This is a genomic window from Streptomyces sp. yr375 (assembly GCF_900110755.1).
Taxonomy (GTDB): domain Bacteria; phylum Actinomycetota; class Actinomycetes; order Streptomycetales; family Streptomycetaceae; genus Streptomyces.
Genome location: NZ_FOFF01000012.1, coordinates 155,074 through 179,505, shown reverse-complemented (window position 1 = coordinate 179,505; position 24,432 = coordinate 155,074). Strand labels below are relative to the sequence as shown.

The following is a 24,432-nucleotide window of genomic DNA, read 5'->3' as shown; positions in this document are numbered from 1 at the left end:
ATCGTTCGACTTGCATGTGTTAAGCACGCCGCCAGCGTTCGTCCTGAGCCAGGATCAAACTCTCCGTGAATGTTTTCCCGACTGTGCTTAATTAAAAGCGCGGGACAACACATCACGAGAGCGGAACAGCCAGGCGGAATAAGCCCGGCCGTTCACAGCGTCCTCGCTGTGTTTTATTTCAAAGGAACCTCATCCCCGGCTATCACTGCCGGGAACGGGGTATCAACATATCTGGCGTTGATTTTTGGCACGCTGTTGAGTTCTCAAGGAACGGACGCTTCCTTTGTACTCACCCGAGAGACTCTCTCAGGCTTTCCTCCGGGCTTTTCCCTTCGGTCTTGCATTTCCGACTCTATCAGGGTTTTTCCAGCCTCCTGACCACCATTCCGCAGGCATGCAGAAGATGATCCAGAGATAGGATCTGACAAGTTGGGTGCTGCTCCAGTAAGCGCGCTGTTTCGCGTCGCTCACCCTCAAGCAGGAGTACGACTGTACACGGGGCCGCGGAGGCGCTGCAAATCGGCTAGGCTAGTGGTCTAGACCACGGATCGGGAGTTTTTGTGCAGAATCGGTACTTCATGTGACATACCCTTCTGCACGCGGCGCGATCCTGGACACGCAGTAACGGCCCATATACATCTCCACCCCTGGGAGGCCTCCCATGACCACCGTGATGTCCCCTCTTGTAGGACGCGCCGTCGGACTGGCTGCCGTGCCGGATCCGGTCTTCTCCGGGGCCATGGTCGGCCCGGGCACCGCGATCGACCCGGTGCGCGAGCCTTCTGAGGCCGTCGCACCCGTGGACGGAGTCATCGTCTCCCTCCACCCGCACGCCTTCGTCGTGGTCGACGCCGAGGGACACGGAGTACTCACCCATCTCGGGATCGACACCGTGCAGCTCAACGGCGAGGGCTTCGAGGTCCTGGTGAACAAGGGCGACACGGTTACGCGCGGGCAGAGCATCGTGCGGTGGAACCCGGCCGCCGTGGTGGAGGCCGGCAAGTCCCCGGTCTGTCCGGTCATCGCCCTGGAAGCCACAGCCGATTCCCTGGGCGATCTCCGTGAGGACGGCGATGTGAAGGCCGGCGACGTTCTCTTTTCCTGGCAGTAGTGCCGCCGCCGTCGATCAGCGGTACAGCGGTACACAGGACAACCACCGCGGCGGCGAGGCCCGCCGCACTATCGGAGACGGGTGAGATGGAGACAACGCTGCGAGGCGTCGGCGTGAGTCACGGTGTGGCGATCGGCGAGGTTCGACACATGGGGACGGCGGTGCTCGAACCGCCTGCCAAGCAGATCCCCGCGGAGGCGGCGGGGCGCGAACAGGGGCGCGCCCGCAAGGCCGTGGAGGCTGTGGCAGCCGACCTGATGGCGCGCGGCAATCTGGCGGGGGGCGAAGCGCAGGCAGTGCTCGAGGCTCAGGCCTTGATGGCTCAGGACCCCGAGTTGATGGTCGACGTGGACCGGCGTATCGCTGTCGGCAGCACTGCCGAGCGGGCCGTCTACGACGCTTTCGCCGCCTACCGCGAGTTGCTGGCAGGAGCCGGTGAGTACCTCGCCGGTCGCGTGGCCGACCTCGATGACGTGCGGAATCGTATCGTCGCCCGGCTACTGGGTGTCCCGATGCCGGGTGTCCCGGACAGTGACGAGCCGTACGTGCTGGTCGCCCGGGACCTGGCGCCCGCCGACACAGCGCTGCTGGACCCGACGCTGGTGCTCGGCTTCGTGACCGAGGAGGGCGGTCCGACGAGTCACAGTGCGATCCTCGCCCGGGCCCTCGGTGTGCCGGCCGTCGTGGCTCTGCCGGGTGCCGGTGAGCTCGCCGAGGGAACCGTGATCGCCGTCGACGGCAGCACCGGCGACGTCTTCGTGAACCCGAGCGACAAGAAGAAGGCCCAGCTCGAGGCGGCGGCCGCTGAGCGCAGGGCGGCGCTGTCCGCCTCGACCGGGCCGGGTGCGACCGCCGACGGTCACAAGGTGCCGCTGCTGGCGAACGTCGGCGGCCCTGCCGACGTGCCGGCGGCCGTCGAGGCCGGTGCGGAAGGTGTCGGGCTCTTCCGTACCGAGTTCCTGTTCCTCGACGACAGTAAGAACGCGCCGTCCGAGGAGAAGCAGGTCGAGGCCTACCGGCAGGTGCTCGAGGCGTTCCCCGAGGGGCGGGTCGTCGTGCGCGTGCTGGATGCGGGTGCGGACAAGCCTCTGGACTTTCTGACCCCGGCCGACGAGCCCAACCCGGCGCTGGGCGTGCGGGGGTTGCGCACGCTGCTGGACCACCCCGACGTCCTGCGGACCCAACTGACCGCGCTGGCGAAGGCCGCCGAGGGGGTGCCGGTCTACCTCGAGGTGATGGCGCCGATGGTGGCGGACCGCATCGACGCGAAGGCGTTCGCGGACGCGTGCCGTGCGGCGGGGCTGCGGGCGAAGTTCGGCGCGATGGTGGAGATTCCGTCCGCCGCTCTGCGGGCTCGTTCGATCCTGCAAGAAGTGGAGTTCCTGTCGCTGGGTACGAACGATCTCGCGCAGTACACCTTCGCCGCCGACCGGCAGGTGGGTGCGGTGTCCCGGCTGCAGGATCCGTGGCAGCCCGCACTGCTCGACCTTGTCGCCCTGTCGGCCGAGGCGGCCTTGGCCGAGGGCAAGAGCTGCGGCGTGTGTGGCGAGGCCGCGGCTGACCCGCTGCTCGCGTGTGTGCTGACCGGTCTGGGGGTCACCTCTCTTTCCATGGGCTCGGCGTCGATTCCCTATGTGCGGGCCGCGCTGGCGAAGTACACGCTGGCGCAGTGCGAGCGTGCCGCGGCCGCGGCACGTGCGGCGGACAGTGCCGAGGAGGCGCGTAATGCGGCGCAGGCCGTGTTGTCCGGCGAGTAGTCGCATCCGGCCGGTGATCGGCCGGTGAGCAGGGGTGCTCCGCCTTCGGACGGGGCACCCCTGCTGTGTGTGGGCTTCCTTTTCGGTCAGTGCTGGTGGCCCGGTGTCGGTCGGTCCTGTCCGAGGTCCGGTGGGAAGCAGTAGTCCACGCCGGACTCGGGTGAGATGAGGTCGCCGGATTCGGCGTCGGTGCAGTAAGCGTCGAAGACCTCGCCGGCGGTCAGGGGTTCGAGGCCGTCGCCGCGCAGCCGCCATCCGTAGATCTGGTCGGGGGTTTCGGGAGCGGTGGTGCGCATGACCAGGCCGCCCGGATGCTGGGTGGCGAGGCCGAGGGCGAGGACGGTGGTGAACTCGAGTGCTTCGGCCTCGTCGAGTTGTGTGGCGCCGTCGGCTTCGTCGTCCGCGTGGAGGACGGAGACGAGTGTTTCGGGTGCGGCGGTGACGCTGCAGACCAGGTGCCGGTTGCCGGGTGGCGCCGTGTCGAGGATGCGGGCGACGAGGTTCGACGCTCGGGTGAAGGCGGCGCGGCCGATGTCCTCGCCGCAGGTCGCGCAGGCGCCGAGGCGGGCCAGGAGGGTGGCCGCGTACTCCCAGGTCGCTTGCCGGACGGCTTCGTCGACGAGGGCCGGCAGCAGGTCGGCGAGGGGTTGGCCCTCGTAGGGGATGGTGGGGCCTGTGGTCGCGAGTTCGGCCGTGAAGCGGGTGCGGTTGGCGGGGACGTCGGGGTCGAGCCCCTTGGCGGCGCAGTACTCGGCGTATTCCTGGGGATCGAAGAGGGCCACGGTGGTGTGGGTGCCTTGCAGGGCGCGTGTCCTCAGGAGGTTTTCGACCTGCTGGAGGTAGGTGGCGTGATCGTCGAAGGTGAAGCTGCGGTAGCGCCGCATGGCGCGGAAGTCGTGTTCGTCGGTGAGCAGACCGATGGTGCCGGCGATTTCGCGACGCAGGACGCGTCGCATGGTCTGGTGGTCAGTGTGTGCCATGTTTCCCCCTGTGTGCACAGTCGATCGATGCTCACTCACGGTAACTGGCACCACTGACAACGGGTCTGGCGTGTGTCGGCCGCGGACCGTGCGATCACGAAACATGCAGGTCAAGACGGCATTGCCGTCGGAGGCGAGCCGGCCGGGAGGGGATCCCGTGGCAATCGTGGTCGTGACGGCGAGTGGTCCACAGCCTCGCGCTGTGATTCCGGGCGGCGGCCGGGCCCGTGCTGGCGGGAGGGTTCAGCCTCGTTTGCGGGCGAGGTCCTCGTAGAAGTGCAGGAGGTCGAGGTTGTCGATGGAACCGGGGTTGACGGCCTTTTTCAGCGGGGTGCCCTGGAGGAGGCGTTTGACCGGGACCTCGATACGTTTTCCGGTGAGGGTGTGCGGCACTCCGGGTACCTCGATGACCTCGTCGGGGACGTGGCGTGGCGAGAGTTGTTCGCGGAGGGCCTGTTTGATGCGGCCCAGGAGTGCCTCGTCGAGGGCGGCTCCGGGGGCGAGGTGTACGAAGAGGGGCATCCAGTAGCCGCCGTCGGGCTGCTCGATGCCGATGACCAGGGACTCCTTGATCTCGGGGAGCCGTTCGACGACCTCGTAGATGTCGGCCGAACCCATGCGCACGCCTTGGCGGTTGAGCGTGGAGTCGGAGCGGCCGTGGATGACGACGGAGCCGCGCGAGGTGACGGTGATCCAGTCGCCGTGACGCCATACGCCCGGGTAGGTGTCGAAGTAGCTGTCGTGGTAGCGGCTGCCGTCGGGGTCGTTCCAGAAGCGGACCGGCATCGAGGGCATGGGGTTGGTGACGACGAGTTCGCCGACCTCGTCGATGACGGGGTGACCGTCCGGGTCCCAGGACTGCAGGTCGGTGCCGAGGCCGGGGGCCTGGAGTTCGCCGGTGTACACCGGGAGCGTCGGGACCGCGCCAGCGAAGCAGGAGCAGACGTCCGTGCCGCCGCTGACGGAGGCGATCCACAGGTCGTCGCGTACCTCGTCGTGCAGCCAGCGGAAGCCGTCGGGCGGGAGCGGGGAGCCCGTGGTGGCGACGCACTGGACCTTGGAGAGGTCGAAGTCGCGGGCCGGGTGCACCTCCGCTTTGCGGCAGGCCATGACGTACGCCGCCGAGGTGCCGTAGAGGGTGGCGCCCGTGCGTTCGGCGATGCGCCACTGTGCGCCGGTGTCGGGGAAACCGGGGCTGCCGTCGTAGAGGACGATCGTCGTGCCGGTGAGGAGGCCGGAGACGAGGAAGTTCCACATCATCCAGCCGGTCGAGGTGTACCAGAAGAAACGGTCCTCGGGGCCCAGGTCGCAGTGCAGGCCGAGCTGTTTGAGGTGTTCGACCAGGATGCCGCCCTGGGACTGGACGATGGCCTTGGGCAGACCGGTCGTACCGGAGGAGTAGAGCACCCAGAGGGGGTGGTCGAAGGGGACCTGTTCGAAGACGGGCTCCTCGTCCGCGGCCGTCAGGGCGGACCAGTCCAGGGCTCCCTGGGGCGGCTCCGTGCCCAGGAGGGGGATGTGGACCACGGCGCGCAGGGTGGGCAGTTCCGCGCGGAGTTCGGCGACGACGTCGCGGCGGTCGTGCTCCTTGCCTCCGTAGCGGTAGCCGTCGACGGTGAACAGGACGACGGGTTCGACCTGCTGGAAGCGGTCGAGGACGCTGCGGGCGCCGAAGTCGGGGGCGCAGGAGGTCCAGACGCCGCCCACGGCGGCCGTCGCGAGGAGGGCCACGACGGCCTGCGGGATGTTCGGGAGGTAGGCGCTGATCCGGTCGCCGGGGCGGACACCGAGGGCGCGCAGCTCGGCGGCGAGTGAGCCGACCTGGCGGCGCAGCTCGGACCAGGTCACCGGGGTCGGTTCATGGGTCTCGTCAACGTACAACAGGGCCGGCTGCGCCGGGCGGGTGGCAGCCGCGCGCAGGGCGTGCTCGGCGTAGTTCAGCGTCGCTCCGGGGAACCACTGGGCGCCGGGCATGGACCGATCGCCCAGCACGCGCGCGTAGGGTGTCGAAAACCGTACGTCGAACCACTCCGTGACGGCTGTCCAGAACGTCTCCAGCTCGTCGACGGACCAGCGGTGCAGTGTCGGATAGCCGCCTTCGGACGGGGCTGCGTACCGCTCGGCCGCCCAGGTCTGGAACTTCGTGACCTGGGCCTGGGCGATGCGCTGGGCATCTGGCCGCCAGAGCGGCTCGGGGTTCACGGTCGACATGGGGCGGCTCCCGGACTGTGCGCGTCGTGTGCGTCGCCCGCGCACGCGCTGGGGTGGTGCGCGTGACGCGGCTGACATGGACGATGCCATGTGATCGACTTCGGCACCAGGGTGAGTTCCCCACGGTTCGTGTCGTGAAGATGTGGTCCCACCATGGGTGAACGCAAGTTGAACGACCCGCGCGCGTGGCGCGGTCAGTGACAGGGTGAACAGCATGGACGGTCGTGACCTGGTGCGTTCGATGAAGGCGGTCGGTTCCGCGGGAGCCGCCCAGGGGTTGCGCACCGTGCGGGCCGCGTGGCGCAGGAGGCGCGCCGATGCCACCGGACTGCCAGTGCGGGGGCCTGAACGCGCGCGCGTGCCGGGTCTCGTTCAGGAGGCGGAGCCGGGGCCCGGTGGTGGGACGCTCCGGTTCAGCCGGTCGGAGCTGACGATCCGGGTCGCGGTGAACGGGGCCGTGTTCTGGGGTTGGGACGGTGCCGGGCCCGAGCCGTCGTACGCGCTGGCCGGCCGCGGTCCGGAGCCCGATCCCCGGGCGGTGCTGGAGCCGGACAAGGACGGCGGGTGGCGGGTCGTCGCCGAGCGGGTGACGGTCGTGGTCTCACGGCACGGTGCCGTCGAGGTGTGCACGCCGGGTGGCGTGATGCTGCGCCGTGATCTGCCGCCCCGGTGGTGGGAGCCTCAGGACGGTGGCCCGGCGCGCTGGATGCAGCGCTCGGAGGTGGCGGCGGATGCGCGTTTCTTCGGTCTGGGCGGGCGGGCGTCCGGGCCGCGTGTGCGCGACGGGGCGTACCGGCTGTGGAACACCGATCCCGGCCGCGCGTTCGATCGTGGGGACGATCCGCTCTACCTCACGATGCCGGTTCAGTTGGTGGTGGCCGACGCGGGCACGCACCTGGTGTTCCACGACTCCTCCTGGGACGGCGTGGTCACGCTGCGGGAGGGTGAGGAGGGGGCCGGCTCCGGGCACGACCGGGGCGGGGCGTGCGAGGTGCGGATGGACGGCGGCCCCCTGCGCTGCTGGGTGATGGTGGGCACCCCCGCGCGCGTGCTGCTCGCCTGGGCCTCGCTCACCGGTGCGCCGGCGCTGCCGCCCGCATGGGCGCTCGGTCACCAGCACGCGCGCTGGGGCTTCGGCGGCGAGGAGGAGGTGCGCCGGATCGTGGCGGGCTATCAGGAGCACGGTCTGCCGCTCGACGCGGTCCACCTCGACATCGACCACTACGACGACCACCAGGTGTTCACCGTCGACGAGGATCGCTTTCCGAAGCTCTCGGTGCTCGCCGAGGACCTGCGGCGGGACGGGATACGCCTGGTGTCGGTCGTCGACCCGGCGGTCAAGGCCGCGCCGGGCAATGCCGTGTTCGACGGCGGGGTCGCCGAGGACGCGTTCGTGCGGGACGCGTCGGGACGCCTCGTCGAGGGTGTGGGGTGGCCGGGTGAGGTGGTTTTCCCAGACTTCACGCACGCGCGTGTGCGGCAGTGGTGGGGGGCTCTCTATGCCGAGCGGATCGCCCAGGGGTTCGCCGGTTTCTGGCACGACATGAACGAGCCGACGTCGTTCGCCGCCTTCGGGGAGTCGACGTTGCCCCGGTCGGCGCGGCATTCCCTGGAGGGGCGCGGTGGTGACCATCGCGAGGCGCACAACGTGTACGGGCTGTGCATGGCCCAGGCGGCCTACGAGGGGGTGCGGGAGCTGGTGGCCGACCAGCGGCCGTTCGTCTTCTCCCGGTCCGGTTGGGCGGGCCTGCAGCGCTACGGCGGCACCTGGTCCGGGGACGTCGCCACGGGCTGGCCGGGGCTGCGGGCGTCCCTGTCGCTGGTGCTGGGGCTCGGGCTGTGCGGGGTGCCGTATTCCGGGCCGGACGTGGGCGGTTTCGACGGCAGTCCGTCGCCCGAGCTGTATCTGCGCTGGTTCCAGTTGGGCGCGTATCTGCCGCTGTTCCGCACGCACGCGAGCCTGCGGGCGGGACGCCGGGAGCCGTGGGAGTTCGGTCCCGAGGTGCTGGAGCACGCGCGCGTGGCGCTCGTCGAGCGGCGCCGGCTGTTGCCGTACTTCGTGACGCTGGCGCATCTGGCCCGGCGCACCGGGGCCCCCTATGTGCGCCCGGTGTGGTGGGGAGCGCCGGGCAACCGGGCGTTGCGGGACTGCGAGGACGCCTTCCTGCTGGGTGACTGCCTTCTGGTGGCGCCGGTGCTCGACCCGGGCGCCGACCGGCGTGCCGTGCAGCTACCTCGGGGGCGCTGGTACGACACGGCGACGGGGCGGGCGTACGAGGGGCCGGGTCAGGTGCTGGTGGACGCCCCTCTGTCGCGTATTCCGGTGCTCGCGCGCGCGGGCGCCGTCCTCCCGGTGCGGGGAGACGACGGCGGGCTGGAGCTGGAGGTGTGGGCGCCGGTCCGGGGGCGGACGGGTGGCGGCCCGGTGGTGCGCGACGCGGGCGACGGCTGGGCGGAGCCGGAGATCGAGCGGTACGTCGCCCGCTGGGAGGGCCCGCGGGTCGTCGTCGAGCGGGAGGGCGAGGACGGCGTGCGGGTGCCGTCCCACCCGGTGCGCGTGCGCGGGCTCGGCGAGGGGTGAGGTCAGACGTAGCGGCCTTCGAAGAACGCCCGCACGGCGTGTGTGTGCAGGGGGAAGGCGAGTTCCTCGGGCCTGCGCAGGAGGTGCCAGCCCTCGGTCTCGTCCGTGGCGGCGGACGACGGGAGGCGGTCCGCGGGGCGATCGGGAAGGAGCCCGAACAGCAGCAGGTGGCCGTCGGAGGCGCTCATGGCGTCGGCGAGCCGCACGTCACGGGCCGCCGCCTCGATGCCGGTCTCCTCCTTGAGCTCGCGCACGACGGCCTGGCGCCAGTCCTCACGGTCGTCGATGTAGCCGCCGGGCAGTGCGACGCCCCCGCGCGCGGGGGCGATGGTTCGGGTGATGACGACCAGGGCGGTGCCCTTCGTGTCGTACACGGGCTGGAGCGCGACGGCCACCGGCAGCGGGTTGCGGTAGGCCACGGTGGCGCAGGCCTGACAGGTGCGGGGCCAGCCGGTGACGCCCTCCCCGTAGGGCGCTCCGCAGCTCGAACAGTGGGAGTCGCGCGCGGAGTTCGAAGTGGAGTGCAGAGTTTCGGACACGCGGCGGAGCGTATCCGATCTTGGGGAGAGCGTCGTACGGGGGCGGCTCACCTCCTCCTGGAGAGGGACTCGGCGGACACGGGGAAGTCGAAGTAGGTGTCCGGGTAGGGCTCGGGCTTGAGGGTGTAGTGCCACCATTCCTCGGCGAGGTTCACGAAGCCGAGGTCTTCCAGGGTGCTCTTGAGGAGCAGCCTGTTGGCGCGCTGCTCGCCCTGGATGCGTGGGTCCAGGGTGTGCGCGAGGGTGTCGAAGCAGTCGAACCCCGTTCCCATGTCGACGGAGTTGTCGGGGAAGCGCTGCTGTCGCGGCGCGTGGCAGGGGACGAGGGGCTCGCCGGGGACGTAAGGCCTGGTCGGCGTGGCCGGGAGCTTCACCAGGGTGAGGTCCATGGTCGAACCGCGGCTGTGGCCGGACTTCTCGGCGATGTAACCGTCCTCGAAGAGACGGGTCTTGTCGACGTCCGGGTAGAACTCCCCCTTAGTCGACTGGTCGTTCAGGTCCTCGGCCCAGCGGACGAAGTGGTTCACGGCGCGCTGGGGCCGGTAGCAGTCGTACACCTTGAGTGTGTATCCCTGGCGAAGCAGTTTCGCCTGGGCCTTGTGCAGCGCTCGGGCGGCCGGCCGCGTGAGGATGCAGATCGGCTGCCGGTAGCCGTCGATGGGCTCGCCGACGAAGTTGTGCGGGGTGATGTAGCGCATCTCCTGGAGGATCGTCGGGTCCACGGTGCGCAGGGCCACGAAGTCCGCCGGGGCCTCGGCGTCGGTGTGCGCCCGCGCGATGGCGGAGGTGGTGGGCACGGCCAGCAGGGCGGCGAGTGCGACGAGTAGGGCGACGGCACCGCGTGTTGCGCCGGAGAGTCGTGTCATGCCTGCTCCCTGCCCATTTCCCGACGACCGTGCCACACTTCTGACGGATCGTCAGGTTTGCTAGGCCGGGAGGGGAACTTGTCACGTACACGTACACCGGTGGTCGCCGGGTGGTTCACCGGGAGCGGAGACGACTTCAGACTGCTGGGGACGAGCTGCTCGGCATGCGGGGCGGTCTTCTTCCCGCGTGAGGACACGCACTGCCGCAATCCAGGCTGCCGGGGCGGCGACCTGGAGGAGATCCCGCTCTCGCGACGCGGGCGCGTCTGGTCCTACACGGACAGCCGGTACCGCCCTCCGTCACCCTATGTGACCGATCGGGAACTTCCGTGGGAGCCGTACGCGTTGATCGCTGTGGAGCTGGAGTCCGAGCGGATCGTGGTGCTGGGGCAGGCGGTTCCCGGGGTCACCGTCGCCGATCTGACGGTGGGCATGGAGGTGGAGGTCGTCCCGGGCGTGCTCGACGAGGACGCGGAGACGACCTGGACGACCTGGCGATGGCGGCCGACGGGGGTGACGGGATGACGGCAGAAGTGGCGGTGCTCGGCGCGGGCATGCATCCGTGGGGCAAGTGGGGGCGCGGCTTCGTCGAGTACGGAGCGAAGGCGGCGCGGGCGGCCCTCGCGGACGCGGGCGTGGACTGGCGGGAGGTCGGTTCGATCGTCGGCGCGGACACGGTGCGTGGCGGCTATCCGGGGTACGTGGCCGGGGCGACGTTCGCGAAGGCCCTGGGGTGGCAGGGCGCCCGGGTCGCGAGTGTGTACGCGGCGTGCGCGTCGGGGGCCCAGGCGATCAGCACGGCTCGGGCCCAGATCCTCGCGGGCCTGGCGGACGTGGTGCTGGTGGTGGGGGCCGACGCCGCCCCCAAGGGCTTCTTCCGCCCGGCGGGCGGGGACCGGCCGGACGACCCGGACTGGCTGCGGTTCCGGGTGCTCGGCGCGACCAATCCGACGTACTTCGGGCTGTACGCGCGCAGGCGCATGGCGGTGCACGGGGACACGGTGGAGGACTTCGCCCAGGTCAAGGTGAAGAACGCGGCCATGGGCGCACTGAATCCGAACGCGCGCTACCGGAAGCGGGTCACCGCGGAGGAGGTGGCCGCGTCGGCGGTGGTCGCCGATCCGCTGCGGCTGCTGGACATCTGCGCGACCTCGGACGGCGGGGCGGCCCTGGTGCTGTCCAGCATGGAGTTCGCCCGTCGGCACGGGGCGGCGGAACCGGTGCGGATCAGAGCCGTGTCCACCGTGACGCCCCGCTACCCCAACACGGTGCTGGACCTGCCGGACATCGCGACCGATTCCGCCGTGGCGGTGGAGCCGTCGGGTGAACCCTTCCGGGCCTCGATCGCCCGAGCCGCCTACGAGGAGGCGGGCATCGGACCCGAGGACCTGTCCCTGGCCGAGGTCTACGACCTGTCCACCGCCCTGGAGTTGCAGTGGTACGAGGACCTGGGGCTATGCGGCGACGGCGAGGCCGCGAAGCTACTGAGGGAGGGCGTGACGGCGCCGGGCGGCCGTATACCGGTGAACATGAGCGGAGGGCTTGCCTCCTTCGGGGAGGCGGTGTCGGCGCAGGCGATCGCCCAGGTCTGCGAGGTCACCTGGCAGTTGCGGGGGCAGGCGGGCGACCGGCAGATCGTGGACGCGCGCGTGGCCGTCACGGCGAACCAGGGGCTGTTCGGGCACGGTTCGGCGGTGGTCGCCGTACGGTGAGCGGGAGGGGATCACTCGAAGTGCCGCAGCCGTCGAGCAGTTGGCTTTCTCACGCTCTGTGAGTGGCTGGGAATCCTGTGTGAACGTCTCATGAACTGCGCCCGGGCGCACGCCCGCAGCGCCATCATGCTCCCGTGCAATCCTGGACGGACACACTCCACTTCGCCTTCCAGCCGGTGGTCAACCTGACCACCGGAGGGGTCACAGGGCTGGAGATACTCGCCCGCCCCGAGGCCGGCGACATCCTGGCCCGGGCCCGCCGGGAACCCGAACTCGACGGACAGTTGGCCGTGTTGGCGGTTCGCGCGGCGGCACGCAAGGAGACCCTGCTGCCCCTGCACGTGAACGTGTTCGCCGGCACCCTGGCCGACCTCGGCGGACTCACCCCGCTGCACAACGCCGTACGCGAGGCGGGGCGGCTGCCCTGGGAGGTGACGCTGGACGTCGTCCCGCCGTACACGCACGTGCCGCAGCCCGCGCTCCTGGAGGCTCTGGCGGCGCTCCGGGACCAGGGCTTCCGGATCAGCGCGGACGGGGTCGGGGACGGGGACGCGCCCCTGCGGCTGCTCGTCGACATCGCGCCGGACCTGGTGAAGCTCGACGCCTCGCTCCTGGCACGGCCCGCGGCGGTTCGGGCGATGCGGACGCTGTGCGACGAGTTGGGGGCGCTGCTGGTCGTCGAGGGGGTGGAGACCGAACCGCAGTGTGCGGCCGCGCTGTCGGCCGGGGCGCAGTGGGCGCAGGGCGCGCTGTTCGCGCCGCCGAGCCGGTTGCCCGCCGCCGACGTGTACGTTCCGCACCTCGGCCCCGGCCCTGAGCCTGAGACCCGGTCGGGGCCGTCGGTGCGGGAGTTCGTGCGGCCGGCCGCGCTGCTGCCCGTGACCGCCTCCGCCGATCAGGTGCGGGCGTTGCTGACCGGGTCGCCGGAGGTGTCCGGGGTGCTGCTCGTGGATCGCGCGGGGGTCCCGGTCCGCTCGGTGCACAGGTCGCGGTTCCTGTTGTCGATGTCGGGGCGCTACGGCCACGCCCTGTACGCGGACCGTCCCGCGGCGAAACTCGGCGATCCGCCGCGGACGGTGGGCGTCGACGCGACGGCGTGGGAGGTGCTGGACGTGGTCGCGGTCGGCGGCCGGGACCGTACCTCCGACGACGTGGCCGTCGTCGACCGCAACGGGCGATGCGTGGGCGTCGTCCGGCTCGCCGACCTCGTACGGGCACTGGCCGAGAACCAGGTCGAGGAGGCGGCCGGACTCAATCCGCTGACCCGGCTGCCCGGTTCGGACGCGATCACCGGAAAGGCCGACCGGCGGATCGCGGCGGGGCGGACGTTCGCGCTGAGCTGGCTGGACATCGACCACTTCAAGCAGGTCAACGACGGGGCCGGGTTCGCGGCGGGCGACGAGCTGATCCGGTCGGTGGGAGCGGCTCTACAGAGCGCGGCGGCAGGCAACGCGCGCGTGGGGCACATCGGAGGGGACGACTTCCTGGTGCTGGCCGATCCGGAGGGCCTGGTTCCGCTGGCCGCCGCCGTGCTGGACGCGCCGTGGTCGGCGGGCGGGCATCCGGTCACGCTGTCGCTGGCCACGGTCCTGTGCCGGCCGGGCAGCGTGGCCGATCACCGCCAGTCGGCGGCGTGTCTCGCGCCGTTGAAGAAGGCCGCGAAGTCCTTGAGAGGGGCGAGTTGGGTAGTGGGGCACGCGGGGCAGGCCGGCTACGAGATCCGGCGTGGGGTGCCGCCGCTGGCTCCTGCGGGTACGGAAGCGGTCGGGGCGGAGCCGGGGGTGGGCTGACCTGGAACAACCTGCTGATGCGGCATCAGGCGCGGTGTATGCGGCGGGGCTGGCCACCGGTGTGTGGAACGACCTCGTCGCGCTCCCGGGCGCGCTGGCAGATGGACGGCGAAGGCTGGTACGCGCGCGTGCTTCTGATCCGCGACACGCGCGCGTGTCTCTCGCTCGTGCTCACACGCGCGCGCGTGGGTGCCTCAGGTGGTGACGGCCTCGCGGTGTTCGGCCCCGTAGTCCATCGCGTGCTGGACCACGCCGACGAGGACGTCTCGGACCGACCTGCGGTCGCGGGCGTCGCACAGCACCACCGGGATGCCGTCATCGAGGTCGAGGGCCTGGCGTACGTCCTCCTCCGGGTAACGGTCGGAACCCTCGAAGCAGTTGACGGCGACGAGGAAGGGGATGGAACGCCGTTCGAAGTAGTCGACGGCGGCGAAGCAGTCCTCCAGGCGGCGGGTGTCGGCGAGCACGACGGCACCGAGCGAGCCCTCGGAGAGCTCGTCCCACATGAACCAGAACCGCTCCTGGCCGGGTGTCCCGAACAGGTACAGCACCAGGTCCTCGCGCAGGGTGATGCGCCCGAAGTCCATGGCGACGGTGGTGGTGTGCTTGGCCTCGACGCCGGTGGTGTCGTCGACCGGGCGGCCGGCCTCGGTGAGGTACTCCTCGGTGCGCAACGGCCTGATCTCGCTGACGGCGGCGACCAGCGTGGTCTTGCCCACGCCGAAGCCGCCGGCCACCAGGATCTTGAGTGTGACGGGCTCGACCGGGGGCTTGCCGCGCTCAGAACGCCCGAAGATCATCGTTCACTTCTCCTGCTTGATCACTTGACTTGGGGGTGGCGGGCGGTAGGCCGTAGCCTCCGCCGCCGGGGGTCTCGATGACGAGCACGTCGCCGGGGCCGACGTCCACGGTGTCGCTGCCGCCGAGCCGGAGGACGGTGCCGTCCGCGCGTTCCACCCGGTTGGCGCCCAGCGCGCCGGGGGCGCCGCCCGCGAGGCCGTACGGGGGGATCCTGCGGTGCTGGGACAGGGTGGAGACGGTCATCGGCTCGTGGAACCGGATGCGGCGGACCGCGCCGTCCCCGCCGCGCCAGCGTCCCGCGCCTCCGCTGCCGGGCCGGACCGCGAACTCGTCGAGTTGGACGGGCAGCCGCCACTCGAGGACTTCGGGGTCGGTCAGCCGGGAGTTGGTCATGTGGGTCTGGACGACGCTCGCGCCGGGGAAGCCGTCGCCTGCGCCGGATCCGGAGGCGACGGTTTCGTAGTACTGGTGGCGTTCGTTGCCGAAGGTGACGTTGTTCATCGTGCCGGAGCCCTCGGCCTGGACCCCCAGGGCCGCGTAGAGGGCGCCGGTGATCGCCTGCGAGGTCTCGACGTTGCCGGCCACGACGGCGGCGGGCGGTTCGGGCGCGAGCAGGGAGCCCGGCGGCACGACGATCCTCAGGGGGCGCAGGCAGCCGTCGTTGAGCGGGATGTCGTCGTCGACCAGGGTCCGGAAGACGTACAGGACGGCCGCGTCGACGACGGAGGAGGGTGCGTTGAAGTTGGTGGTCAATTGCGCTGAGGTGCCGGTGAAGTCGACGGTCGCGGAGCGGTTCTCGCGGTCCACGCGCACGCGTACCCGGATGATCGCGCCGGAGTCGGTCTCGTAGGCGTACTCGCCGTCGTCGAGAGCGTCGATGACGCGGCGTACGGCTTCCTCCGCGTTGTCCTGGACGTGCCTCATGTAGGCCTGTACGACGTCGAGCCCGAAGTCCCCGATCATGCGGACCACTTCGTCGGCACCTTTCCGGTTGGCGGCGATCTGGGCGCGGAGGTCGGCAAGGTTGGTCCGCGGGTTGCGTGAGGGGTACGGCGCTTCGGTGAGGAGGCGGAGGGTCTCCTCTTCGCGGAAGCGGCCGTTCTCGGCCAGCAGCCAGTTGTCGAAGAGGACGCCTTCCTCCTCGATGGTGCGGCTGTTCGCGGGCATGGAGCCGGGGGCGATGCCGCCGATCTCGGCGTGGTGGCCGCGCGAGGCGACGTAGAAGAGGAGCTTGTGCTCACTCTGCGTGGTTTCGGTGTGCTCGGTCTCGCCGGTGTCGAAGACCGGGGTGATCACGGTGATGTCGGGCAGGTGCGTGCCGCCGTGGTACGGGTCGTTGACCGCGTACGTGTCGCCGGGGCGCATTGAGGAGCCGCGGCGGCGGATGACCTCCTTGACGCTCGTGCCCATCGAGCCCAGGTGGACGGGGATGTGCGGGGCGTTGGCCACCAGGTTTCCGTCGGGGTCGAAGAGGGCGCAGGAGAAGTCGAGGCGCTCCTTGATGTTGACGGACTGGGCCGTGGACTCCAGGCGGGCGCCCATCTGTTCGGCGATGGACATGAAGAGGTTGTTGAAGACCTCGAGGAGAACCGGGTCGGTTTCCGTGTCGAGGCGGGAACTCTGCGTAATCGCCGTGCGTTCCATGACCAGATGCCCGTCGTGGCTCGTCGTGGCCTCCCAGCCGTCGTCGACCACGGTGGTGGCACTGGCCTCGGTGATGATCGCGGGGCCGGTGACGGTCTCGCCGGGAGGGAGGTCCTCGCGGCGGTGAAGGGGTACGTCGCGCCAGGCGCCGCCGGTGTGGAGGCGGACGGTCCGGGGTGCGGCGGGGTGGCCTTCGTACGGGGCGAGGGCGGACAGATCGGGGGTTTCGGTGATGCCAGTGGCTTCCACGGAGAGTGCTTCGACGACGATCGGGCGGTCGAGCGTGAAGGAGTACGTGGCGCGATGACGTTCTTCGAAAGTACGCCTCATCAGGGCGGGTTCGGTGAGCTCGACGGTGAGGGCGGTGTCGGTGCCGTCGTAGCGGAGCTGCGCACGACGGGTGATGCGGACGCGGTCGTCGGGGATGTCCTCGGCGCGGAGTTCGGCGCGTGCCGCCGCCTCCAGATCGTCGGCGGTCTTGAGGATCCCGGGCAGCGCGGCGGCCTCCAGGGGTGCTTCCACGGACTGTTCGCGCATGGCGGTCGTGTCGGCGAGCCCGATGCCGAGCGCGGACAGCACGCCCGCCATGGGCGGGACGAGTACGGTGCGGATGCCGAGCGAGTCGGCGACCATGCACGCGTGCTGACCGCCCGCACCACCGAAGGTGGTGAGGGCGTAGCGGGTGACGTCGTGGCCCTTCTGGACGGAGATCCGCTTCACCGCGCCCGCGATGTCGGCGACGGCGATCTGCAGGAAGCCCTCCGCGACCTGCTCCGGTGTGCGGTCGTCGCCGGTCTGCTGGTGGATCTCCCGCGCGAGGGCGGTGAAGCGGTCCCGTACGAGGGCGTCGTCGAGGGGCTGGTCGCCGTCGGGCCCGAACACCTCGGGGAAGTGGGCGGGTTGGATGCGGCCGAGCATCACGTTGGCGTCGGTGACGGCGAGCGGGCCGCCGCCGCGGTAGCAGGCCGGGCCGGGGGCCGCGCCGGCCGAGTCCGGTCCCACCCGGTAGCGGGAGCCGTCGAAACGCAGGACGGAGCCGCCGCCCGCGGCGACGGTGTGGATGTCCAGCATCGGGGCCCGCAGCCGCACGCCCGCGATCTGTGTGGTGAAGACCCGTTCGTACTCGCCCGCGAAGTGCGAGACGTCGGTGGAGGTGCCGCCCATGTCGAAGCCGATGACGCGGTCGAAGCCCGCGAGCTGGGACATCCGGGCCATGCCGACGATGCCGCCCGCGGGCCCGGACAGGATGGCGTCCTTGCCGCGGAACTGGCTCGCCTCGGCAAGCCCCCCGTTGGACTGCATGAACATCAGTCGCACACCGCGCAGTTCGTCGGCGACGTGCCGGACGTAGCGGCGCAGCACGGGCGACAGGTAGGCGTCGACCACGGCGGTGTCCCCGCGCGGAACGAGTTTCATGAGGGGGCTGACCTCGCTGGACAGCGAGATCTGCGCGAAGCCCGTGCGGGCGGCCAACTGTCCGACGGCCTGTTCGTGCGCGGGGTGGAGATGGCTGTGCATGCAGACGACGGCGACGGCCCTGATCCCGTCGTCGTACGCCTTCCGCAAGGGGCCGGCGAGGGCGTCCAGGTCGGGGGCGCGCAGGACGCCGCCGTCGGCGGAGATGCGCTCGTCGACCTCCAGGACCCGCTCGTACAGCAGCTCCGGGAGGTCGATGCGGCGGGCGAAGATGTGGGGGCGGTTCTGGTAGGCGATGCGCAGTGCGTCGCGGAAGCCGCGGGTGATGACGAGCAGCGTGCGCTCGCCCTTGCGTTCCAGAAGGGCGTTGGTCGCGACCGTCGTGCCCATGCGGACGGCCTCGACGGGGTCCCGCGAGTCCGCCAGGAGGGCGCGAACGCCGGCGACCGCCGCGTCGGCGTACCGCGCCGGGTTCTCCGACAGCAGTTTGTGCGTCAGCAGCCGGCCGTCCGGGCGGCGCGCGACGATGTCGGTGAAGGTGCCGCCCCGGTCCACCCAGAACTGCCAGCCGGTCACGTCCTCACCTCGCTTCCGCGCTGCTCACAGCGCTCGGAGGCCGTTGATCACATCGCGCAGAATACTCTCGTCCGGCAGTTCGGCAGGGGGTACCGGCCGGTTCACATGGACGAATTCCGCGTCCACGAGGTCCCCGACCAGGACCCGTACCACTCCGATGGGCAGGTTGAGTCCGGCGGCGAGTTCGGCGACCGACTGCGGAGCGTCCTGGCACAGCTCCACGATGTCCACGTGCTCCGGGGACAGCGAGGGGTCCACTTCCGCGTCGTCGGCGTGCGGCTCGGCGACGACCACCGCGATCAGATCGAGGCGGTGCTGGACCGCACTGGTGGTACGGCCGCGCGTCATGGCGTACGGACGGACGACCGGTCCGGCATCGTCGTCGAACCAGTGACTTCTTCCCTGACCGTCTGTGCTCATGCCATCCCACTACCCGCCCGCGGGCAGATCGGTGCGCGGGGCGGTGCCCAGATGTACGCCGACCCGCTTGACGAGGAGCGTCATCTCGTACGCCACCTGCCCCACGTCCGAGTCGGCGTCCGAGAGGACGGCGAGGCAACTGCCGTCACCGGCGGCCGTGACGAACAGAAAGGCGTCGTCGAGTTCGACGACGGTCTGGCGGACGCTGCCGGCCTCGAAGTGACGGCCGACGCCCTTGGCGAGGCTGTGGAATCCGGAGGCGACGGCGGCCAGGTGCTCGCCGTCCTCCCGGGACAGGTCCTTGGACACCCCTGTCGGCAGGCCGTCGCCGGAGAGCACGACGGCCTTGCGGATGCTGGCGACCCGGTCGACGAGTTCGTTGAGGAGCCAGTTCAGCTCCCCGTTGGTGGTGCTGTGGCCGGTCGCCTTCGGTGCGGTCATCGACCGTCCCCCTTTGTCGTTCCATGTGGTGCTGTGCCGCTGTGGGCGTCGTCGCCCGCGGCGTTCTCTACGCGACCGCGCTGCCAGCCGCGCTGGAGCGAGGCCATGCGGCTGCGCACCTCGTCGGCGTCCCGGTCTGCGGGGTCAACGTTGTTCTCGGTGCGCGGATCCGGGCCTTGGCGCAGTTGCGGGGCCAGGTTCGCCTGCCGTACGCGGCGCGGTAGCGCTCCCGTGCCGGAGCCGGTGGCATGAGGCGCGGATCCCTGGTCACGGGTACCGCTCCCCCGGCCGCCGCCCTGCGCGCTCTCGCTCGTCCCTGCGGACGCGGTGTCGGCGCGCGCGGCCGGGTCGCGGGGGTCGGGCAGGGCCGGAGCCTGTCGGCTGCGCCGGGGGAGAAGCGGTGGCCGCGACGGCTCTTCGGCGCCGCGGCCGGGGTGCTCCGGCGGTGCGGGGCGCTCGGTCGGGCCGCCGTTGTGGGGTATCTGCGCCGTCATGCCACGGCGGCGGGACGGCAGGGGCGCGGGGCCTTCGCTCTCCACGCGGCGGGGGCCGGGCCTGGTCGGGGGCTCGGTGTCCGTCTCCGCGCGCCGGGGGCGCTGTTCCGTGACCGGGCGACCGTGCGAGCTGACCAGCTTCGGCGTGCGGCGGCCGGGCAGCAGCGGTACGGCGGCGGCCGGGTCGGCGGCGGTCAGGTCGAGGTCACCGGGACCCTCGGACAGCCTGCGGTGCTGGTCGACGGCGTCGGCCGCCGACTCGTCCTCGGCGCGGGTGAGGGAGCGGCGCGGGCGGAACAGGCCGCCGTGCTCGTCGTCGTCCTCGTCCAGGGCGACCGGGAAGCCACCGACGGCGTCCAGGCCGACGGGGGCCTCCAGCTCGATCGGGCCGTCGAACATCGAGGCGGGCACGCCGGGAAGCTGCACCGAGGCCGCGGAGAGCGCGGGCCTACGGGTCTCCCCGGCGATTGCCTCCTTCGGGGGCCTGGGTCGGTCGAGCCTGAAGCCGATGCCGTTGGTGTCGGGGACGTCGTCGGTCAGGAGCGCGTCGGGGATGAAGACGATGGCGGTCGTCCCGCCGTACGGCGAGGGCTGCAGGGAGACGCGGACGTTCTGGCGCTGGGCGAGCCGGCTGACCACGAACAGCCCGAGGCGGTCGGTGTCGGACAGCTCGAATTCCGGTGTCTCGGCGAGCCGGAGGTTGGCTTCCAGGAGAGCCTCGGGTGCCATGCCGAGGCCGCGGTCGTGGATCTCGAGGGTGAAGCCGTTGGCGACCCGGTCGCCGAACACCTGGACGGCGGTGTGCGGCGGGGAGAACACCGTGGCGTTCTCGAGGAGTTCGGCCACCAGGTGGGTGAGGTCGGCGACGGCCGGGCCGGTGGCGGCGAGCCTCGGCAGGCGGCGGACCTCGATGCGTTCGTAGTCCTCGACCTCGGCGACCGCGGCACGCACGATGTCCATGAGCTGGACGGGCTTGCGCCACTGCCGGGAGGGGGCCGCGCCGGAGAGGATCACCAGGCCCTCGGCGTGCCGGCGCATGCGGGTGGTGAGGTGGTCGAGTCGGAAGAGGTCGGCGAGTTCCTCGGTGTCCTCGGTGCGGCGCTCCATGGTGTCGAGCAGGGTGAGCTGCTTGTGCAGCAGGACCTGGCTGCGGCGGGCGAGGTTGACGAAGACCTCGGAGACGCCGGAGCGCAGTTCGGCCTGTTTGACGGCGGCCTCGACGGCGGCGCGCTGGAGGGTGTTGAGGGCCCGGCCGACCTCGCCCAACTCGTTCCTGTCGTACTCCAGTCGCGGCACTTCGGTCTCCACGTCGACCTGCTCGCCCGCGGACAGGCGGCGCATCACGCTGGGCAGCCGCACGCCGGACGCGTCGTGGGCCTCCAGCCGGAGCTGGCGCAGGTCGCGGATGAGGCCGCGGCCGATGCGCACGGACAGGACGAGGGAGACGAGCAGGGCGATCAGTCCGAAGACACCGGCGACGACCGCCTTGACGATGACCCCGATGGCCACCGGACCGACCCGGTCCTGATAGCGGTCGTTGGCCTGTTCGTCCAGGGTTCCGACTTCGTCGAGGACGTTTCCGGCCGCGGTGTCCCAGTTCCGGGCGCCGACTCCCCTGGGCGGCTTGCCGGGTGTGGCGGCGGCGACGGCCTGCTCGACCGTACGCAGCGGGGCCGTGGTGGCGTTCTTCCAGAAGCTTTCGTAGCGCTCGCGCTCCGCGGTGGGCAGTTGGGCGAGGCTGATGTCGTAGACCACTGCGCGCTGGGCCTCGAGGTCCGACACGTCGCGGATCTCATCGCGGGTCAACTTGCCCACGACCAGGGCGGAGCCGAGCAGGGCGTCCTCCTGGGAGAGCAGTTCACGGGCGCGGGCGACGCCGACCAGGGCCCGGTACTGCTTGTCCATCTCCACGTTGTCGACCACGTCCATCTTGGCCAGCAGCGCGTAACAGGGGTCGATCAACTGGGTGTAGAGGTCGAGGGCCTGGGCTCGGTCGACGGTGCCCTCCTCGACGCTTCGGCGCAGGGAGTCGACGCCGTCGAAGGCGTCGAGCACCGCGGTCAAACCCTCGCCGTCCTCCTGGTCGAGGACGTCGCGTACGTCGGGGTCCTGGGCGTTCCTGCGGATCTCGGCGAGTGCCTCGTCGGTGGCGGTCCGGGTGCGGCGCAGCGCGGACAGCGCGTCGGAGGCGTGGGGGTCGGCGAGGTAGACGAGGGTCTGGCGGCGTTCCTGCTGGACGACGCGGACGGTGTCCTCGACGGGGTAGCCGACCTTCTCGACGAGGGACGACATGGTGAAGAGGCGGCTCGCCTCGCGTCCCGTGAGTACCGTGGCGAAGCCCCAGATGGCGGTGAGGGACACCAACGGCACGAGGAGCAACGCCACGATCTTCCGGCGGATCGACTTCCCGCGAAAGCGCATGGCCTCCCCCAGCTCGAACCCCCACCGGTAGGGGGTACGCATGTGCGTCAACAAACGGCGCGAGCCTACTACCGACGCGCAGTGAACTCGAAAAGCCGTGTGGAAGCCGAACTTCCGCACCCAGGGCAAGACATGGTGTGTTGTCAGGGCAATGTGGGAGATTGCGTCCCCGGATCCGGTGCATGGACTCAGACGGGATCCGGTCGACTCCGCAAACGAGTTGGCCAGATTTTTTCGCAACATGGGAATCTTCGGGGCATGTCGTTCGTCCTACTCATTGGGAATTGGGAGCGGAATCGGCCACACGAGCCGTATGCCGCACCTGGGCGGCGTAAATCAGCGCAAGCCGGGCAGCCACTGGGGAGCCGGGTCTTCGATCCGGAGGCGAGCGGTCTGCTGGCGGTGGGGAGTGACACGGTGATGGGCACGGCAGAGCGGCGTGAGGCGCTCGAAAAGGGCGCGGCGGCGGGCGGTACGGCGCTGCGGGATCCCGAGGCTTCGGGTGGCGGCAATCCGGCGAACGAGCACATGACAGCGGAGCGGCGCGACAGTTCGACAGACGGGCGTGGGGCGACCGACCGCGGTTCCATGGCGGCCCTCGGGGCCGTCAACCCGGCGCGAGCGGGTGTCCGGCGGACCGGTGCGGCCGGCGGCGGCGATGTGACCGCCACAGGACAGGAGCGGGCGGCCTACCGGCCGTTGTGGGTGGAGGAGCCCGCGCGTCGGCGCCGGATGCCCGATCCGGTGCGTACGGCGGCCGTGCGCGCGGTGCTCCTCATCGCCGTGACGCTGATTCAGGCGATGGTCGCCTTCCTGTGCACGCTAGCCGGATCCTGGCTGGCCTTCCCCATGGTGATCAGCGGCGTGGTCAGCACGGTGCTGGCCACCTGGGGCGCGCTGGACGTCTGGGTGACGCGCCAGGTGTGGAATCAGCGCAACGGTGTGGTGTCGACGCCGAGCAGTACGGCGCGTTCGCTGCGCCGCGAGCGCCGCAGGGCGCGTCGGCAGACACGGGTCGCCGAGCGCGCGCAGGAGCGGATACGCAGGCAGAGCGGCACCGGGCAACTGTCCCACCCCTGAGGCCGGTCGGCGGACGCACCTGAAGCGAGCAGCGCCGCGTCAGACGCCCCGTCAGGCCTGGGCCTGGGCAGGCCTGCTCTCTAACCCTGGGCGCGCCCAGGACGGCGCTGCTCTGGCTCCGAGCAGCCCCCCGGACAGGTCATCGCCAGGGCTTCGGCAGGGTTTGACCAAGGGTTCGGCAGGGCTTGACCAGGGTTTGTCAGGGCTTCGGCAGGACTGGTCAGACTGTGCCGGGTGCCACCCGTCCCTCCTCGTGGGCCAGTTCGCGTCGGGCTCGCATGAAGGGGCGGGGACGGTCGACGGACAGTACCGCCGTGGTGCGGCCCTCGCGTTCGTACCGGGCGAGGAAGCCGCCCTCGGCGGGGGCGCCGTCGTCGAGTCCCCCCTCGGTGATGCGGACGGTGTCGCCGTCCCGGCGCCGGCCGGCGAACTGGATGCGCGCGCCGTACTGGTCGGACCAGAAGTACGGCACCGACCGCACCGTTTCGGCGGTTCGTCCGGCGAGCAGGTTGGCCACCGCCACGCGGGGCTGTTCGGTCGCGGAGGTCCAGTGCTCCACGCGGGAGCCGCCGACCCGGGCGACATCGCCGACGGCGACGACCTGCGGGAGTGCGGTGACACAGCCGTCGTCGCACAGGACACCGTCGTGCAGGGCGAGCGTCGAACCGGCCAGCCAGGCGGTGTTGGGGAGGGCGCCGATGCCGACGATCACGAGGTCGGCGGGGAGGATCCGGCCGTCGGAGAGTTCCACGCCGGTGACGGCGGGGGTGCCGCGCAGGCCGGCCACCCCGGTGCCGGTGATCAGTTCCGCACCGCCGCGGCGGTGCAGGGCGGCGCAGACGGCGGCCATTTCGGCGCCGAGCGGGGGCACCAGGGGAAGCGGGGCGGCTTCGACGACGGTGACGGTATGGCCGAGGGAGACACACGAGGAGGCGGTCTCGGCGCCGATGAAACCGCCGCCGATGACGACGACCTCGCGGGGGCCTCGGGTGAGTTCCTCGCGCAGGGTGCGGGCGTCGTCGAGGGTGCGCAGGGTGTGGACGCCGGTGAGTGCGTCGCCCGGGAGCCGGCGGGCCGAGGCGCCGGTGGCGATGACCACGCCGTCGGTGGCCACGGTGCGGCCGTTGTCGAGGAGCACGGTCCGGCCGCGGGCGTCGAGGCCGCGGGCGCGGGTGCCGAGGAGCCACTCGGCCGCGAGGTCGCCTATCTCCTCGGGGTCGGTGAGGGCGAGTTGGGCCTCGTCGGCCCGGCCGGTGAGGAAGTCCTTGGAGAGGGGAGGTCGGTCGTAGGGGGCGTGGGGTTCGTCGCCGATGATCACCAGGCGTCCGTCGAAGCCCTGGGCGCGCAGTTCACGGGCCGCGTACAGGCCGGAGAGGGAGGCGCCGACTACGGTCACGGTCCTCATCCGGTGCTGCTCCTCTCGGTCGGGGCAGGGGCCGGAGCCCATGAGGTCGGGTGGGTGAGGGTGGGGGCGAAGGCGGCATCCCCTCGGCGCAGGGCCGGGGCAATGGAGGCGGCATCCGCCCGACGGAGGGCGAGGCCGAAGGAAGCGGCATCCCCTCGACGAAGGGTGGGGGCGAAGGAAGCGGCAT

The 24,432-nt window shown here is 71.0% G+C and carries 17 protein-coding genes and 1 rRNA gene; 7 read left to right on the top strand and 11 right to left on the bottom strand.

The window, feature by feature from the left end:
• A 16S ribosomal RNA gene (locus tag BMZ82_RS15695) occupies window positions 1-70 on the bottom strand; the annotation flags it as partial.
• 591 nt (window positions 71-661) lie between these two features.
• Between BMZ82_RS15695 and BMZ82_RS15685 the strand changes: the two genes are divergently transcribed.
• On the top strand, window positions 662-1,111 hold the full coding sequence (locus BMZ82_RS15685) for a PTS sugar transporter subunit IIA (protein ID WP_093776020.1): 450 nt from the start codon (window positions 662-664) through the stop codon (window positions 1,109-1,111).
• Window positions 1,112-1,197: 86 nt separating this feature from the next.
• Window positions 1,198-2,868 (top strand): phosphoenolpyruvate--protein phosphotransferase, encoded by a 1,671-nt coding sequence (gene ptsP, locus BMZ82_RS15680; protein ID WP_093776018.1) that lies wholly within the window; start codon window positions 1,198-1,200, stop codon window positions 2,866-2,868.
• Window positions 2,869-2,954: 86 nt separating this feature from the next.
• On the opposite strand, the gene BMZ82_RS15675 is transcribed toward ptsP, so the two are convergent.
• Both BMZ82_RS15675 and BMZ82_RS15670 read right to left on the bottom strand, forming a co-directional pair.
• The gene (locus tag BMZ82_RS15675; RefSeq protein WP_093776016.1) at window positions 2,955-3,848 is read right to left on the bottom strand and encodes a hypothetical protein; all 894 of its coding nucleotides are present in this window, start codon (window positions 3,846-3,848) and stop codon (window positions 2,955-2,957) included.
• Between the two features lie 243 nt (window positions 3,849-4,091).
• Window positions 4,092-6,059 carry an acetoacetate--CoA ligase gene (locus BMZ82_RS15670; RefSeq protein WP_093776014.1) on the bottom strand — a complete coding sequence of 656 codons (1,968 nt, stop codon included), beginning with the start codon at window positions 6,057-6,059 and terminating at the stop codon, window positions 4,092-4,094.
• Between the two features lie 214 nt (window positions 6,060-6,273).
• Between BMZ82_RS15670 and BMZ82_RS15665 the strand changes: the two genes are divergently transcribed.
• The gene (locus BMZ82_RS15665) at window positions 6,274-8,640 is read left to right on the top strand and encodes a glycoside hydrolase family 31 protein (protein ID WP_093776012.1); all 2,367 of its coding nucleotides are present in this window, start codon (window positions 6,274-6,276) and stop codon (window positions 8,638-8,640) included.
• Between the two features lie 2 nt (window positions 8,641-8,642).
• Here the strand turns inward: BMZ82_RS15665 and BMZ82_RS15660 are convergent, their stop codons facing one another.
• Entirely contained in the window at window positions 8,643-9,179 is a 537-nt protein-coding gene (locus BMZ82_RS15660) for an NUDIX domain-containing protein (RefSeq protein WP_093776010.1), read from the bottom strand.
• A gap of 47 nt (window positions 9,180-9,226) precedes the next feature.
• Window positions 9,227-10,045 (bottom strand): M15 family metallopeptidase, encoded by an 819-nt coding sequence (locus BMZ82_RS15655; protein ID WP_093776008.1) that lies wholly within the window; start codon window positions 10,043-10,045, stop codon window positions 9,227-9,229.
• 99 nt (window positions 10,046-10,144) lie between these two features.
• On the opposite strand from BMZ82_RS15655, the gene BMZ82_RS15650 reads away from it, so the two are divergent.
• The 3 genes from BMZ82_RS15650 to BMZ82_RS15640 all read left to right on the top strand — a co-directional run bounded on the left by BMZ82_RS15650 (window position 10,145) and on the right by BMZ82_RS15640 (window position 13,547).
• On the top strand, window positions 10,145-10,570 hold the full coding sequence (locus BMZ82_RS15650; RefSeq protein ID WP_093776006.1) for a Zn-ribbon domain-containing OB-fold protein: 426 nt from the start codon (window positions 10,145-10,147) through the stop codon (window positions 10,568-10,570).
• A complete protein-coding gene (locus BMZ82_RS15645) occupies window positions 10,567-11,757 on the top strand; it encodes a lipid-transfer protein (RefSeq protein WP_093776052.1) in 1,191 nt (396 codons plus the stop codon). The genes BMZ82_RS15650 and BMZ82_RS15645 overlap by 4 nt, the downstream gene beginning before the upstream one ends.
• 134 nt (window positions 11,758-11,891) lie before the next feature.
• Window positions 11,892-13,547 carry a GGDEF domain-containing protein gene (locus BMZ82_RS15640; RefSeq protein ID WP_093776004.1) on the top strand — a complete coding sequence of 552 codons (1,656 nt, stop codon included), beginning with the start codon at window positions 11,892-11,894 and terminating at the stop codon, window positions 13,545-13,547.
• Between the two features lie 194 nt (window positions 13,548-13,741).
• Here the strand turns inward: BMZ82_RS15640 and BMZ82_RS15635 are convergent, their stop codons facing one another.
• From BMZ82_RS15635 to BMZ82_RS15615, 5 genes are read right to left on the bottom strand one after another with little or no spacing between them, the layout of a single operon-like run.
• Window positions 13,742-14,347 carry a GTP-binding protein gene (locus tag BMZ82_RS15635; RefSeq protein WP_093776002.1) on the bottom strand — a complete coding sequence of 202 codons (606 nt, stop codon included), beginning with the start codon at window positions 14,345-14,347 and terminating at the stop codon, window positions 13,742-13,744.
• On the bottom strand, window positions 14,328-17,984 hold the full coding sequence (locus BMZ82_RS15630) for a hydantoinase B/oxoprolinase family protein (protein WP_093776000.1): 3,657 nt from the start codon (window positions 17,982-17,984) through the stop codon (window positions 14,328-14,330). The genes BMZ82_RS15635 and BMZ82_RS15630 overlap by 20 nt, the downstream gene beginning before the upstream one ends.
• Before the next feature lie 24 nt (window positions 17,985-18,008).
• A complete protein-coding gene (locus tag BMZ82_RS15625; RefSeq protein WP_093775998.1) occupies window positions 18,009-18,404 on the bottom strand; it encodes a DUF742 domain-containing protein in 396 nt (131 codons plus the stop codon).
• 9 nt (window positions 18,405-18,413) lie between these two features.
• Window positions 18,414-18,845, bottom strand: a complete 432-nt coding sequence (locus BMZ82_RS15620) for a roadblock/LC7 domain-containing protein (RefSeq protein ID WP_093775996.1) — start codon at window positions 18,843-18,845, stop codon at window positions 18,414-18,416.
• The gene (locus tag BMZ82_RS15615; protein ID WP_093776050.1) at window positions 18,842-21,760 is read right to left on the bottom strand and encodes a sensor histidine kinase; all 2,919 of its coding nucleotides are present in this window, start codon (window positions 21,758-21,760) and stop codon (window positions 18,842-18,844) included. The genes BMZ82_RS15620 and BMZ82_RS15615 overlap by 4 nt, the downstream gene beginning before the upstream one ends.
• A 420-nt stretch (window positions 21,761-22,180) precedes the next feature.
• Between BMZ82_RS15615 and BMZ82_RS15610 the strand changes: the two genes are divergently transcribed.
• A complete protein-coding gene (locus BMZ82_RS15610; RefSeq protein ID WP_093775994.1) occupies window positions 22,181-22,840 on the top strand; it encodes a hypothetical protein in 660 nt (219 codons plus the stop codon).
• A gap of 220 nt (window positions 22,841-23,060) precedes the next feature.
• Here the strand turns inward: BMZ82_RS15610 and BMZ82_RS15605 are convergent, their stop codons facing one another.
• The gene (locus BMZ82_RS15605) at window positions 23,061-24,245 is read right to left on the bottom strand and encodes an NAD(P)/FAD-dependent oxidoreductase (RefSeq protein WP_177244510.1); all 1,185 of its coding nucleotides are present in this window, start codon (window positions 24,243-24,245) and stop codon (window positions 23,061-23,063) included.
• Between the last annotated feature and the right edge of the window lie 187 nt (window positions 24,246-24,432).